We start from the raw sequence: 12,978 nt of genomic DNA, 5'->3' as shown, positions 1-12,978 counted from the left end.
TTTTGAACGACAAGATCAAAAGATCGCAGCCTTCGGCAGCTCCTACATGGGGACCGTGTGCTCCTTGGAAACAGTGATAACAAAAAGACCGCATCGACATGTCCGAACCGACCTTCCTGAACAACGAAATCCGCGACTGGCTGATGGACTGTGGCCTGTTCGATCAATTGCAGCTGGCCGACTTCGCGGCCGCTTCCGGTTACTTCAGCATCAGCACCGTGGCTGAGGGCGAGGCGATTTTTCGCGAGGGTGATGCCGGCAGTTTCATGTGCATCATCCACACCGGCCAGGTCGCCGTGCAGAAAACCGGCGCTGACGGCCAGGTGATCACCATGGCCACCCTGCGCAGCGGCCGCGCCTTCGGTGAAATGGCCGTGCTCGACGGCGAACGCCGCTCGGCCACGTGCATCGCGGCGAGCAATTGTCAGTTGCTCAATCTGGGCAAGGACTCGCTAGAGAAAATGCTCAACGACGCGCCGAAAATCGCCGCGAAGATCATCCGCGCCCTCGCCGTCTCGCTGTCCAAACGCCTGCGCATGGCCGATGGCCAACTCGCCGCGCAACAGGTTTAGCCGCCGGGGGATTTGACCCTGTTGCCGTTCGGCTCGATGCCCGGCACCGGTTGATCCTTGCTCGGCGGGCTGGGCATTTCGATCGGTACCAGCGGCGGGCTGCCGCTGCCGGCGCCCGACTTGGGCAGGGTGATCGGGGTGATCTGCGGATACGGTGTCGGCGTCGCGGTGCCGGGCGAACCGGGCTGCGGCGTCGGGCTGACCGGAACGCTCTGCTGGGCCTGCACTGCAGTAATCGCGAGCGCGGCCAGGGTAATGACCGTTAGAATGGTGCGCTTCATCAAGGGCTCCGTTTGGCCTCTAGTCTGTACTCAGGCTACTCCCAACGCGCCTGCTTGCCTTCCCCCCTTTAGAGATTTCCATGAAACGTTTCGTTCTGCTCGACACCACCCCGATCCCCGAAAACGGCGGTGCCCTGTGCCTGTTCGAGTATGGCGAGGATTTCGTCATCAAGATTCAGGGCGGCGATGGCGGGCAGTTGATGAACACGCGCATGCACGGTTCCGAAGATGCACTGGCCGAGATTCCCTGCCGCAAGGTCGCCGGCCGGCCGAACTCGCGGGTATTGATCGGCGGCCTGGGCATGGGTTTCACCCTCGCCTCGGCACTCAAGCATCTGGGCAAGTCCGCCGAAGTGGTAGTCGCTGAGCTGGTGCCCGGCGTGGTCGAGTGGAATCGCGGCCCGCTCGGGGAAAAGTCCGGTCGGCCATTGCTCGATCCGCGCACGGTGATCCGCATGGAAGACGTGGCCAACGTCCTGCAAAGCGAGCCGAACGGTTTCGATGCGATCATGCTCGACGTCGACAACGGCCCCGAAGGCCTGACTCAAAAGGCCAACAGTTGGTTGTACTCCGCTGCGGGTCTGAATGCCTGCGCCAAAGCCCTGCGCCCCAAAGGCGTGCTGGCCGTGTGGTCGGCCAGCGCCGACCGGCAGTTTTCCGACAAATTGAAGAAGGCCGGTTTCAAGGCCGAAGAAGTCCAGGTTTTCGCCCACGGCAACAAGGGCACCCGTCACACGATCTGGATTGCCGAGAAGCTCAAGGGCTGAGCTAAACTCTGCGCATAACCGTCATCAGTCTTTCTGCAAAGGTGAACCCATGAGTTCGTCCACCCCCACCAACACGTCGAAGCTGGACCGCATTCTCGCCGACAACCAGCGCGACAAGGAAATGGGCTACCGCGACAAGGCCCTGAAGATGTACCCGCACGTCTGCGGCCGCTGCGCCCGCGAGTTTTCCGGCAAGCGCCTGAGCGAACTGACCGTGCACCACCGCGACCACAACCACGACAACAACCCGCAGGACGGCTCCAACTGGGAGCTGTTGTGCCTGTATTGCCACGACAATGAACACTCGCGTTACACCGATCAGCAGTATTTCGGCGACGGCTCGCTGAGCACACCAAAAATCGCCAAAGCCACGCATAACCCGTTTGCCGCGCTGGCCGGGTTGATGAAGAAAGAAGATTAAAAAGCAAAAGATCGCAGCCTTCGGCAGCTCCTACAGGGTGTACGCCATTCAACTGTAGGAGCTGCCGAAGGCTGCGATCTTTTGATCTTATCCCCGTATAATCGCGCTCTTTTTCCCGAAGGCACCCCGCTCGTGGCAGACAAACGGTACAGCTGCATTGGTTTGTATAACCCCAAATCACCGGAGAACGTCGGTTCGGTGATGCGCGCCGCAGGCTGCTACGGCGTGGCATCGGTGTTCTACACCGGCAAGCGTTATGAACGCGCCGCCGACTTCGTCACCGACACCAAACGCGTGCACTACGACATCCCGCTGATCGGCATCGATGACCTGAAAAAAATCCTCCCGCTCAACTGCGTGCCCGTCGCTGTGGAACTGGTCGAAGGCGCCCGTCCATTGCCGGAATACACCCACCCCGACCGCGCGCTGTACATCTTCGGCCCGGAAGACGGTTCGCTGGATAAGGAGATTCGCGACTGGTGCGAAGACGTCGTGTACATCCCGACCACGGGCTGCATGAACCTCGCCGCCACCGTCAATGTCGTGCTCTACGACCGCATGGCCAAAGGGCTGAATACCCGCTCCGGGCCGAAATTCCGCTGAAGCGTCGCACATTCGATGGAACAAGCTGACCGCCACGGCAGTCAGCTTATCTATCAATCGCACCCTGCCTGGAGATAGATCATGAGCGAGCTCAAACGCGTAGAACGCATCGAATCCACCCCGTTCCAGTCGCCTGCGCACAAGAACGTGCACGGCTGGGAGCGCGTCGGCTCGTTGACCGGCGGCGTGCTGATGGTCGGGAAGGGCCTGCGCCGTGGCGGCGTGTTCGGCCTGATTCAAGTGGCGCTCGGCGGCATGGCCGTGGCCCGTGGCATTACTGGCCACTGCTCGGCGAAAAGCCTGCTGGAAAAAGGCCGTCAGGACATGAACAACGTGCGGGCGAAGATCGAACGCGCCGGGGAAGAACTGAGCAAGCTGAAAACCAATGCCGAAGTGGCCACCGAAACAGCCACCGTCACCGGCAATGATTCGCTGGTCTCGCCGAAAGCCGGCGTCTGAGGCTTCAAAGCAAAAGATCGCAGCCTGCGGCAGCTCCTACACGGAATCACGTTTTCCATTGTAGGAGCTGCCGAAGGCTGCGATCTTTTGATCTTTACGGGTTCAACAACCCACCACCTCATCAGCCCGCGCGAAAAATCAGATGATCTTCCCAGTCATCCTCCGGCACGCTGCCTTCGGCGAGCATGCGCCCGGATTGGGAAATCCGCTCGTGGTGCACCGCATCACGGTCGCCACACACCAGGTGATGCCATAGCGGCAGATCCTTGCCCTCGCTGACCAGACGATAACCGCAGGTCGGCGGCAGCCATTTGAACTCTTCCGCCTGACCCGGTGTGAGCTGGATGCAGTCAGGAACAAACTTGATCCGGTTCGGATAATCGCTGCACTGACAGGTTTTCAGATCCAGCAGTTTGCAGGCGATGCGCGTGTAATAGACGCTGTTGTCTTCTTCATCCTCGAGCTTTTGCAGGCAGCACAGACCGCAGCCGTCGCACAGCGATTCCCACTCCTCATGATCGAGTTGATCGAGGGTTTTGCGTTTCCAGAACGGTTCGACTATGGCGGCCATGGCTCAAGCATCAACATCAAGGTGGTGAAAAGGCCGCCAGTCTAGTGCCAGCGGACGCAAGGGCCAAGCGCTGGCGACTGTCGGTAAATCCGCTTGTCAGCCCCAGCGCCGCCCAGTAGGGTTTTGCAGCGAACTTCTTCCCCATCCGTTGCAAGGAATCCGTGCATGAGTGCCAACCCTCGCGTTGCCGATTACGCCATTCACCCGCAGTTCACCGAGCGCTGGTCGCCCCGCGCTTTTACGGGCGAAGCGATCCCTGAAGAAACCCTGCTGAGCTTCTTCGAAGCCGCGCGCTGGGCGCCGTCGGCGTACAACTCGCAACCGTGGCGTTTTCTCTATGCACGACGCGACACGTCGAACTGGGAACGTTATCTGGGCCTGCTCAACGAGTTCAACCGTAGCTGGGCGCAGCATGCTGCGGCGCTGGTGATCGTGATTTCGAAAACCACTTTCGTCGCACCGGGCGCCAGCGAGGAAACGCCGGCGCTGTGGAGCACCTTCGACACCGGTTCGGCATGGGGTCATCTGGCGCTGCAGGCGAGCCTCAGCGGCTGGCACACCCACGGCATGGCCGGCTTCGATCAGGAATTGACCCGCAAGGAACTGAACATCCCCGAAGAATACGCCCTGCATGCGGCGGTCGCAGTGGGCAAACTGGGTGACAAGGCAACCCTGGCCGAGTACCTGCAAGCCCGCGAAACACCCAGCCCGCGTCGCCCGCTAAGCGAGCTGGTGGCTGAGGGCGATTTCACCTTATAAGCCACAATGCAAAGCAAATGTGGGAGCGGGCTTGCTCGCGAAAGCGGTGGTTCAGGCAACATTGATATCGACTGAACCGGCGCCTTCGCGAGCAAGCCCGCCCCCACAGTGGTTGGATGCGAATCAATATCCGCGGGTGAAATCCACTTCCCCACGCAACGCCTCACCCGCCTCGTACGCCTTCAGGTTCTGCACAAACAGATCCACCATCAGCGCTGGCGAGGTCGGTGCCGAACTGTGCCCGGTCAGCAGCAAGCCCCACGCGGTCCAGAATGGGTGGCGTTGCGGCAATGGCTCCTGACGGCAGACGTCGATCACCGCGCCGGCCAAGTGCCCTTCTTTCAAAGCCTCGACCAGATCGGCATCGACCACCGCGACACCACGTCCGGCGTTGATGAACAAGCCGGTCGGTTTGAATTGCCTGAACAGCGCTGCGTCGTAGATATCGTGGGTGTGCTCGGTGTTCGGCAGCAGATTGACCACGTAGTCCACTTCGCCCACCAACCGTGGCAGATCGGCCAGCGCGCCGACTTCGACAAACGGCGCCTGTTCGCGGGCGGTGCTGGCGACGCCGTACAGCTCGACGCCGAACGGCAGCAGAAATTGCGCGACACTCTGGCCAATGTCACCGGTGCCGACGATCAGGACCTTGCGCCCGACCAGACTCTGGCCGCTGCGGTTGTCCCACTTGCGCTCGACCTGGCTGACCAGCCGCGCCAGCACTTCGCGCTCGTGGCCAAGGATATAGGTCAGGACGTATTCGGCCATGACCTGACCGAAAATCCCCACGGCGCGGGTCAGGCGATAATCGCGGCGCAGGCCGTCCGCGAGCAGCGGCGTGATGCCGGCCCAGGTCGATTGCAGCCATTGCGGTTGATGGCCCTGGCGCAACAGGGTCGCCAGCAGATCCGGCTGGCCCAGCCACACCGGGCAATCGGCGGCCTGCCGCGCCAGTTCGGCAGAGTCGCCGCTGGTCAGGACTTCGAGCTCGGGCAGTGCCTGACACAGCAGGCGGGCGTATATCGCGTGGTCGTGTTCAGCAATCAGAACGCGCATCTTCAAACCTTTCGCAAACCGTGCAGACGGCCGCCGGGTTGGGGCCGGCCATCGCGGTAAAAACAGTTCCAGGGTTAACCGAGGCCCAGAACAGGGCCTCGCGGGTCAGACCGGGTCGTTGCGTCGCAGCAACTCTTCGGGCAGGTGCTCGATGTACTCGTCCTCGGCCGGCGGCATTTGCAGGTGGTAGCCCTGCTTGTCGAGGTTTTCCAGGACCACGGTGATGTCTTCGCTGGCCAGTTTGCGCTCGGGCGACAGCACCAGATCGAAGGAATGCTTTGCTTTGCCGAAAGCCGTCATCAGCGCATCCGGCACGCGCTCGAGCGCATCGCTCTTGAGCACGTAGAGATACATGCCGCTGCGCTTGGAGCTTTGGTAGATGGAGCAAATACGTTTCAAGGCTGTTCTCCGGCGGTGGCCAGGCTGTCGAGCAGCTTCTGGCCGAGCAATTCGCGGCGCCAGCCACGCAGCGAATCGGGCAATTGGTAAGGACCCTCGGGGAAACCGCTTTTGACCAGGGCTTCGAGGGTTTTCTTGCGTAGCATCAGTTCCGGGGCAATACCCAGGCGCTCGGCCTCAGCCTGACCCAGTGCGCGCAATTGTTTGATCAGCGCAGCGGCTTCGATCGGCAACGGCTCGGGCACTGCCGGCGGCCATTGGTCAGGGCCCACACTGCCAGAGCGCTTGATCAGATCAAGCAGAAACTGACCGTCCTGACGTACGGTACGCGGGTGCATGTCTTCGATCTTGCCCAGCGCCGCGAGGTTATCCGGCTGCGTGCGGGCCAGGGGCCACAGCGAGTGTTCACGGACGATGCGGTTGCGCGGCAGGTCGCGGGCGCGGGCTTCTTTTTCGCGCCAGGCGCACAGCTCACGCAGCACGGCGAGTTGCGCACGAGACAGCTTCCACGCCAGTTTCGCGTCGCGATAGACCTCGTACGGATCGGTCTCGCGGCGCAGGTTGGCAACCAATTCGGCGCCATCCTCCAGCACCCAGGCGAACTTGTCGGCGGACAGCTTGGGCCGCAACTCGACGAACACCTCGGCCAGATGCACGGCGTCTTCGGCGGCATAGCTGATCTGGGTTTCGGACAGCGGACGCTGCAACCAGTCGGAGCGGGTTTCGCCCTTGGGCAGGTCGATGCCGAGCACTTCCTGCACCAGACGCGAGTAGCCCATCGAGAAACCGAGATTCAGATAAGCGGCGGCCAGTTGCGTGTCGAACAACGGCGCCGGCAGGCTGCCGGTCAGGCGCAGCAGCACTTCGAGGTCCTCGCTGCAGGCGTGCAAGACTTTCAGCACTGCCGGGTTCTCGAGCAACGCGGCCAGCGGTTGCCAGGCGTTGATGGTCAGCGGATCGATCAAGTAGGCGCGTTTGCCGTCGCCGATCTGCAACAGGCCGGCAATCGGGTAGAAGGTGTCGACCCGCATGAATTCGGTGTCGAGGGCAACGAACGGCAGCTGCTGCCACTCGGCGCAAAACTGCGCGAGGCTTTCGTTGTCGCGAATCCAGTGAATATCGATAGCCACACGGCTCTCCCTTGAAGAATGGCGCGCAGTATATATCGCTACCGACGATTTACGCGCCTTTGCAGGGCAAGAGCTGTAAGGAAATGTCTTGCCTGTCAGCAAGAATAGTCTGACAGCAGAAACAGAAAGGCCCGTCGCATCGACGCGACGGGCCGCAAACGCTTTACTCCTTGGCCAACACACCGTCGATCACCGCGCCACGACAGCCGGCAAACATGTCCAAGGCAGGTTGATAGACGCTGCTGCGCACTTCCAGCAGGCCGAGCATCGAGTGAAACAGATTGTCCTGGCTCAGCGGTTTGTCACGGCTCATTTGCAGGCAATGGGTGTCGACCGAGTAGGCCTTCTGATAGCTGTCGGAGAACCACGCCAGCATCGCGACATGCTTTTGTTGTTCAGGCGCCAGCATGTACGGCGTGCCGTGCAGAAACAGGTTGTACTCGCCCAGCGATTCACCGTGATCCGACAGATAGAGCATGGCGGTGTCGACTTTGTCCTGATTGCTGCGCAGCACATCGATCAGGCTCGCCAGCACATGGTCGGTGTACACCAGCGTGTTGTCGTAACCGTTGACGATACTTTCGCGGCTGCAATTGTTCAGCGCGTTACTTTCACAGACCGGAGTGAAGTGTTCGTACGCCTTGGGATAACGTTTGAAGTAGTCCGGGCCATGACTGCCCATCTGGTGCAGCACCAGCACGGTGTCCTTGTCCAGATGATCGATAAAACTTTGCAGCCCTTGCAGGAGGATTTCATCGCGACATTCGCTGTTGGCGCACAATGCCGGGTCCTGCAACTTGCTGACATCCTGCACCGTGACGCGGTCGCAAGTGCCTTTGCAGCCGGACTGGTTATCGCGCCAGATCACATCGATGCCGGCGCGCTTGAGCACATCAAGCAAACCTTCTTCGTTCCTGGCCTTGCTGGCGTTGTAATCCTTGCGGCCCATGTTGGAGAACATGCACGGCACCGAGACCGCCGTTTCCGTGCCGCAGGAATGCACATCGGTGAAAGCGATCAGCCCGGCCTCCTTGTCCAGTTGCGGTGTGGTGTCGCGGTCATAACCGAGAATGCCGAAGTTCTGCGCCCGCGCACTCTCCCCCACCACCAGCACCGTGAGGGATTTGCGTGGCTGGAACTGCAAGTCGGGATTGCGCTGGGCATCTTCGCCGATCTTGATGAACGGCTGCTGCGCCGAGACCACTTGCTCCTGCAGATAACCAATGGATGCGCCGATGTAATTGCTCGGCACCAGCATCAGGCGAATTTCGTGGTGATTGCGAAACAGCGACGACAAGCCTTGATAGTTGGCCAATGCCACAACACCGATCACCGCCGCCGAGGCAACACTGACAATAACTTTACTGAACAACTCACGATGCCAGCGCCGATAATTGACCGGCACTTTCCACAACAACAAACATGGCAAAACACCCAGCAAGAGAATATAAGCGAATAATTTCAACGAGAGCAGATCACGCACTTCCGTCGCATTGGTTTCGGCAAAGTTGCGCAACATGCCGGCATCGATCATCACGCCATATTGGCTCATGAAATAAGCCACGCCGGCGCTGACTAAAAACAAGAGAGTCAACAGTGGTTTAAGCACTGGCCGGAAAGCGAATAATGTAAGAACAATGTTGAACGCGGCAAAGATCATCACGCCGAACGCCACGCGCATGGCGATGCCCTTGCCGTCGGCAGCGGTGATCTCGAACAGATGTTGCCAAAGCACCAGATTGAAACCGAGCAACAAAAAGGCGCTGGCAAACAACGTCACCCATTCCGGGCGCACGGCTTTTAACTTCAACATGATGAGTGACAGTTCCTGAAAGAAGAGCCTCGTCAATTGTGAAAATTTCATTCACCGAGGCATGACAAACTTTAGGCAGCCACGGATCAATTTTTCGTGAAAAAGATGCTAATGATTAGTTGCTTCGGACTACGAAAGTGAAAGTTTGTGAGTATTTGAGAATGGTTCAGGTTTTATTCAGTTTCAGGCATTGCGCAATTTCCTCTGTGGGAGCGAGCCTGCTCGCGAAAGCGGAGTGTCAGCAAATGATTGTTGGTCTGGAGTAACGCATTCGCGAGCAGGCTCGCTCCCACAGGGGAACATGGGTGTTATCGAGTTTTTAGGTCTGGCCCCGTGTTTTCTGATTTGCCGATGCGGGGGACGCCACGCCTAATCATCAGCCCCTGGACTCGAAGGCCCGCCGATGAATCACACCCGTCCCGCCGCTTGGCTGATGCTCGCAATCATTCTTGTCGCACTTAATCTGCGCCACTCAATGGCAGCCATCGGGCCGCTGCTGTCGGCGATCCGTAGCGATATCCCGTTGAGCTTCACCCTTGCCTCTCTGTTGACGATGCTGCCGGTGATGGCCATGGGGCTGGCGATGTTTTTCGGCCTGAGCATCAGCCGGCGCCTGGGCGAACAACGCACGGTGCTGCTGTCGCTGCTGGTCATCGGGCTGGCGAGCCTGTCACGGCTGTTTATCTATTCGGCGAACGAGCTGATCGTCAGCGCGATACTGGCTGGCATTGGCATAGCCCTGATTCAGGCATTAATGCCGGCGCTGATCAAATCGCGCTTTCCTGACAACGTGGCGTGGTGCATGGGCGTCTACGTCACTTCGATCATGGGCGGTGCCGCAATTGCCGCCTCGTTCGCGCCACTGGTGACAGCGCAGGCCGGGAGTTGGCGCGTGGGACTCGCTGTTTGGGCAGGGCTGGCATTGCTCGCATTGCTGGTCTGGTGCTTGCAGCTTGCGCCAGCCATAACAACGGTGACCAAACGAGAGTCTTTCATCACCCGCCCTCGCGCCTGGTTGCTGGCGATTTTCTTTGGCCTCGGTACGGCGTCCTATACCTGCGTCCTCGCTTGGCTCGCTCCGTACTACATGGAAAAGGGCTGGAGCGAACAAAACGCCGGGTTGCTGTTGGGTTTTCTTACAGCAATGGAGGTTATTTCCGGGCTGGCAGTGCCAGCGATCGCTAATCGCAGTCGTGATCGGCGTGGGATATTGGCGGTTCTGCTGTTGCTGATCATCGGCGGTTTCTGCGGGCTGATTCTCGCCCCGCCACACCTTGCGCTGCTTTGGCCGTGTCTGTTGGGGCTGGGGATTGGCGGTCTGTTTCCGATGAGCCTGATTGTCGCGTTGGATCACTGCGACGAGCCGCAGCGCGCCGGTGGCCTGACCGCGTTTGTACAGGGGATCGGTTATCTGATCGCAGGACTGTCGCCGCTGTTGGCAGGGATGATTCGCGATCGCCTGGGCAATTTCGAAGGCGCGTGGTGGACGCTGACAGCGGTGATGGTGATCATGCTGCTGATGGTGATGCGCTTCGACCCTCGCCACTACGCACGCCACTTGCCCGGCCCGGACTAGAGGCCTCTGGCCATCTTTTCCACACGGAATCGGCTACGTCGTGTTGCTAAAAGTTTCTGTCCCACATGTGTCCGTGAAATGCCCTACAAGGGTTTCTCCTGGCACCATCGTTCCGTTAGGATCGTACGCACACGTTTGCGCGAATTCTGCGCAAGGGGCACAGCGAGACGGAACTCATGCTGAACAGTAATTTGCTTCGCAAGCTCGACATGCAGGACTTGATGGTATTTGTCGCCGTGTACGAGCAGAGCAGTGTCACCGATGTCTCGGAAACCCTGTTCGTCAGTCAGTCCACCGTCAGTTATTGCCTGAAGAAACTGCGCACCAGTTTCGAAGACGAACTGTTCATCAACACCCGCACCGGCATGCGTCCGACCTACAAGGCCTGCAGCATGTACGGCCATGTGCAGAAAATCCTCGAAAGCATCAACCTCTGCCACGCCGGTGCCCCGGCTTTCGACCCGAGCCGGCAGGCGGTGACTTTCAACATCTGCGCCCCGGAATATTTCGAGCAGTTGATTCTGCCGCGTCTGTTGAAGCGCTTCGACTTCGACGACTTGCCGGTGATGGTCAACATGCACAAATTCGAAACCGATGTGCCAGCCGAAGAGTTGCGCGACGGCAGCCTCGATCTGGTGATCAGTTTCGGCCCGCACTTTCACCGCCAGCATGCGGATCTGAAATCACGGATGCTGCTTGAAGATGACCTGGTCTGCGTTTTCGACAAACGCGCCACGCCGCTGGAGCCGCGCCTGAGCCTGCAAGCATTCACCGAACGTCGGCATGTGTTCCCGACGCCGTGGACTTCGAGCACCAACATGGTCGACGGCTGGCTGGCACGGCAAGCGCAGAAACGTCAGATAGTGGCGCGCTCGAACAGCTACAGCGCCGCGTTGAAGATGATCACCGGCACCGACTTCATCCTCACCCTGCCCCGGCGTATCCAGCGTTTGCTGACCAACGACGCGGTGTTCAATCACTGCGAGGCGCCCAATGGCTTGCCGGGGTTTACCCTCGACATGCAATGGAGCCAGAACGCCGATCAGGACAGCGCCAACGTCTGGCTGCGCGAGCAGGTGATTCAGGTGTGCAGCGAGCTGGAAAACGCCTGAGCATCAGATGCCGATCGCGGCCTTGCTGTAGGACTCGCGATCGATGTCGAGCAGTTCGACACACAGCTGGACCTCGAGCCCGGCCGGCCATTCGCAGAGTTCCTGCAACACTGCCAGCAGACTTTGCGAGAGCTGCTTCTTGATCTCCGCCGAGCGCCCGCTGAGCAAGGCCAGTTTCACATGGACAAAGGCACGCTCGCCCTGCGCCGTGCCAACCTTGAAGTTGTCGATCTTGATCGCGCGGCTCTTGATATCGAACTCCGCGCCGAACTGACCGGAACCGACCAGGGTGTTGTTGAGCCGGATCAGGGCGATGTCAGCGTTCAACTGCGTCAGGTTGGCGGTGTATTCCATGTGCAGGTGTGGCATTGCGGATCTCCAGTCGGCGGATGCGGGGGCGTACATATACCACAGTCGGCTCAACGCATTACCTGTAGGAGCTGTCGAGTGAAACGAGGCTGCGAGCTTTTGATTTTGTCTTTCTTACAATCAATATCAAAAGATCGCAGCCTTCGGCAGCTCCTACAAGGGTTCGTGGTGCTCAGTTGGCCTTTCACTCATGAACGCTTCCAGCCGCGAGCGCAACCAGCGTTCGGCCGGGTCGCTGTCGACGTGGCTGAGCCAGACCATCGACAGGTCCAGCGTCGGCGTCTTGAACGGGAACGGTTCCTGGAACAGCGCCCCGGACGCCGCCATCGCCGCTGCGGTGTAATCCGGCAGGCTGGCAATCAGGTCAGTGCCGGCCAGTAACGCCGGCAGTGCGCTGTATTGCGGTACCGACAACACCACCTGCCGCGTGCGCCCCAGTTCCGCCAGCCACTCATCGGCGTAGCCACTGACATTGGCCGTGTGCGAAACCAGCACATGCGGGCGAGCGCAATATTCGTCGAGGGTCAGCGGCGTAGCAGAGGCATCGGCGCGCAGGATGCTTGGCTGGATATGTCGCAGCAGTTTGCGTTTGGCGTTGGCCGGCAGGCCACGGGTCTGGCTGATGCCGACGGTGATATCGCCGGCAGCGAGCAGGTCGGGAATACGCCAGTAATCGACATGTTGCACCACGAACACCACGCTCGGCGCTTCCTGGCGCAGCGCACGCAACAGCGGCGGCAGCAGGCCGAATTCGACGTCGTCGGACAGGCCGATGCGAAAGGTCATGGTGCTGGTGGCGGGGTCGAAATCGCGGGTCAGGCTCAGCGCCGCCGACAGTGAATCCAGTGCCGGTTTGAGATGGCGGTAAATGTCTTCGGCACGAGCCGTCGGCTCCATGCGATGGCCGACGCGGATGAACAGCGGGTCGTTGAGCATCGTGCGCAAACGGTTGAGTGCCGAACTGATGGTCGGCTGGCCGAGGAACAGCTTCTCCGCCGCGCGGGTCACGTTGCGTTCGAGCATCAGGGTCTCGAACACCACCATCAGGTTGATGTCGGCCTTGCGTAGTTCATTGCGGTTCATCCTTTGC

16 protein-coding genes are annotated in these 12,978 nt (G+C 59.9%); 8 read left to right on the top strand and 8 right to left on the bottom strand.

All coding sequences use genetic code 11. From position 1 onward, the window contains the following. Positions 1-98 precede the first annotated feature (98 nt). On the top strand, positions 99-572 hold the full coding sequence (locus tag AC4IHP_RS03980; protein WP_016771227.1) for a cyclic nucleotide-binding domain-containing protein: 474 nt from the start codon (positions 99-101) through the stop codon (positions 570-572). Here AC4IHP_RS03980 and AC4IHP_RS03975 read toward each other — a convergent pair. Beyond that, a complete protein-coding gene (locus tag AC4IHP_RS03975) occupies positions 569-853 on the bottom strand; it encodes a hypothetical protein (protein WP_490830920.1) in 285 nt (94 codons plus the stop codon). The two genes, AC4IHP_RS03980 and AC4IHP_RS03975, sit on opposite strands and share 4 nt — an antisense overlap. Before the next feature lie 80 nt (positions 854-933). Between AC4IHP_RS03975 and AC4IHP_RS03970 the strand changes: the two genes are divergently transcribed. From AC4IHP_RS03970 to AC4IHP_RS03955, 4 genes are all read left to right on the top strand, one after another. Further along, positions 934-1,620 carry a spermidine synthase gene (locus AC4IHP_RS03970; protein WP_016771229.1) on the top strand — a complete coding sequence of 229 codons (687 nt, stop codon included), beginning with the start codon at positions 934-936 and terminating at the stop codon, positions 1,618-1,620. 49 nt (positions 1,621-1,669) lie between these two features. Further along, positions 1,670-2,041, top strand: a complete 372-nt coding sequence (locus AC4IHP_RS03965) for a YajD family HNH nuclease (protein ID WP_003222612.1) — start codon at positions 1,670-1,672, stop codon at positions 2,039-2,041. A gap of 132 nt (positions 2,042-2,173) precedes the next feature. Beyond that, entirely contained in the window at positions 2,174-2,644 is a 471-nt protein-coding gene (locus AC4IHP_RS03960; protein WP_007911337.1) for an RNA methyltransferase, read from the top strand. Between the two features lie 81 nt (positions 2,645-2,725). Next, entirely contained in the window at positions 2,726-3,103 is a 378-nt protein-coding gene (locus AC4IHP_RS03955) for a YgaP family membrane protein (RefSeq protein WP_101158542.1), read from the top strand. A 121-nt stretch (positions 3,104-3,224) separates the two neighbouring features. On the opposite strand, the gene AC4IHP_RS03950 is transcribed toward AC4IHP_RS03955, so the two are convergent. Beyond that, complete coding sequence (locus AC4IHP_RS03950) at positions 3,225-3,674, bottom strand: YcgN family cysteine cluster protein (protein ID WP_016771232.1); 450 nt, start codon at positions 3,672-3,674, stop codon at positions 3,225-3,227. Between the two features lie 165 nt (positions 3,675-3,839). On the opposite strand from AC4IHP_RS03950, the gene AC4IHP_RS03945 reads away from it, so the two are divergent. Next, entirely contained in the window at positions 3,840-4,433 is a 594-nt protein-coding gene (locus tag AC4IHP_RS03945) for a nitroreductase family protein (RefSeq protein ID WP_460124976.1), read from the top strand. Positions 4,434-4,556: 123 nt separating this feature from the next. Here the strand turns inward: AC4IHP_RS03945 and AC4IHP_RS03940 are convergent, their stop codons facing one another. The 4 genes from AC4IHP_RS03940 to AC4IHP_RS03925 form a co-directional block, all read right to left on the bottom strand. Then, entirely contained in the window at positions 4,557-5,489 is a 933-nt protein-coding gene (locus tag AC4IHP_RS03940) for a D-2-hydroxyacid dehydrogenase (RefSeq protein ID WP_490830919.1), read from the bottom strand. Between the two features lie 105 nt (positions 5,490-5,594). Further along, positions 5,595-5,888, bottom strand: a complete 294-nt coding sequence (locus AC4IHP_RS03935; RefSeq protein ID WP_016771234.1) for a YcgL domain-containing protein — start codon at positions 5,886-5,888, stop codon at positions 5,595-5,597. Next, positions 5,885-7,018: a ribonuclease D gene (gene rnd, locus AC4IHP_RS03930; protein ID WP_460124969.1), complete on the bottom strand. Its 1,134-nt coding sequence runs from the start codon at positions 7,016-7,018 to the stop codon at positions 5,885-5,887. Before rnd ends, AC4IHP_RS03935 begins: the two co-directional genes overlap by 4 nt. Before the next feature lie 163 nt (positions 7,019-7,181). Then, the gene (locus AC4IHP_RS03925) at positions 7,182-8,831 is read right to left on the bottom strand and encodes a phosphoethanolamine transferase (protein ID WP_490830918.1); all 1,650 of its coding nucleotides are present in this window, start codon (positions 8,829-8,831) and stop codon (positions 7,182-7,184) included. Between the two features lie 403 nt (positions 8,832-9,234). Here AC4IHP_RS03925 and AC4IHP_RS03920 point away from each other — a divergent pair, with 403 nt between their 5' ends. Together AC4IHP_RS03920 and AC4IHP_RS03915 are read left to right on the top strand one after the other, a co-directional pair. Then, complete coding sequence (locus AC4IHP_RS03920; RefSeq protein WP_490830917.1) at positions 9,235-10,407, top strand: cyanate transporter; 1,173 nt, start codon at positions 9,235-9,237, stop codon at positions 10,405-10,407. Between the two features lie 176 nt (positions 10,408-10,583). Next, positions 10,584-11,519, top strand: coding sequence for a LysR family transcriptional regulator (locus AC4IHP_RS03915; protein WP_024012014.1), 936 nt, complete (start codon positions 10,584-10,586; stop codon positions 11,517-11,519). 3 nt (positions 11,520-11,522) lie between these two features. Here AC4IHP_RS03915 and AC4IHP_RS03910 read toward each other — a convergent pair whose 3' ends face one another. After that, a complete protein-coding gene (locus tag AC4IHP_RS03910) occupies positions 11,523-11,888 on the bottom strand; it encodes a 5-carboxymethyl-2-hydroxymuconate Delta-isomerase (RefSeq protein ID WP_041478855.1) in 366 nt (121 codons plus the stop codon). Between the two features lie 153 nt (positions 11,889-12,041). Further along, a complete protein-coding gene (locus tag AC4IHP_RS03905; protein ID WP_460124959.1) occupies positions 12,042-12,971 on the bottom strand; it encodes a LysR substrate-binding domain-containing protein in 930 nt (309 codons plus the stop codon). Positions 12,972-12,978: the final 7 nt, after the last annotated feature.

The organism is Pseudomonas sp. UF-293 (assembly GCF_058245595.1).
The sequence above is the reverse complement of the archived record's forward strand: the minus strand, read 5'-3'. Positions and strand labels throughout refer to the sequence as shown.

Bases quoted from the DNA above. Each gene is read 5' to 3' on its own strand.
- AC4IHP_RS03980 (WP_016771227.1), top strand. From the start codon at position 99: ATGTCCGAACCGACCTTCCTGAACAACGAAATCCGCGACTGGCTGATG.
- AC4IHP_RS03975 (WP_490830920.1), bottom strand. From the start codon at position 853: ATGAAGCGCACCATTCTAACGGTCATTACCCTGGCCGCGCTCGCGATT.
- AC4IHP_RS03970 (WP_016771229.1), top strand. From the start codon at position 934: ATGAAACGTTTCGTTCTGCTCGACACCACCCCGATCCCCGAAAACGGC.
- AC4IHP_RS03965 (WP_003222612.1), top strand. From the start codon at position 1,670: ATGAGTTCGTCCACCCCCACCAACACGTCGAAGCTGGACCGCATTCTC.
- AC4IHP_RS03955 (WP_101158542.1), top strand. From the start codon at position 2,726: ATGAGCGAGCTCAAACGCGTAGAACGCATCGAATCCACCCCGTTCCAG.
- AC4IHP_RS03950 (WP_016771232.1), bottom strand. From the start codon at position 3,674: ATGGCCGCCATAGTCGAACCGTTCTGGAAACGCAAAACCCTCGATCAA.
- AC4IHP_RS03945 (WP_460124976.1), top strand. From the start codon at position 3,840: ATGAGTGCCAACCCTCGCGTTGCCGATTACGCCATTCACCCGCAGTTC.
- AC4IHP_RS03940 (WP_490830919.1), bottom strand. From the start codon at position 5,489: ATGCGCGTTCTGATTGCTGAACACGACCACGCGATATACGCCCGCCTG.
- AC4IHP_RS03925 (WP_490830918.1), bottom strand. From the start codon at position 8,831: ATGTTGAAGTTAAAAGCCGTGCGCCCGGAATGGGTGACGTTGTTTGCC.
- AC4IHP_RS03920 (WP_490830917.1), top strand. From the start codon at position 9,235: ATGAATCACACCCGTCCCGCCGCTTGGCTGATGCTCGCAATCATTCTT.
- AC4IHP_RS03915 (WP_024012014.1), top strand. From the start codon at position 10,584: ATGCTGAACAGTAATTTGCTTCGCAAGCTCGACATGCAGGACTTGATG.
- AC4IHP_RS03910 (WP_041478855.1), bottom strand. From the start codon at position 11,888: ATGCCACACCTGCACATGGAATACACCGCCAACCTGACGCAGTTGAAC.
- AC4IHP_RS03905 (WP_460124959.1), bottom strand. From the start codon at position 12,971: ATGAACCGCAATGAACTACGCAAGGCCGACATCAACCTGATGGTGGTG.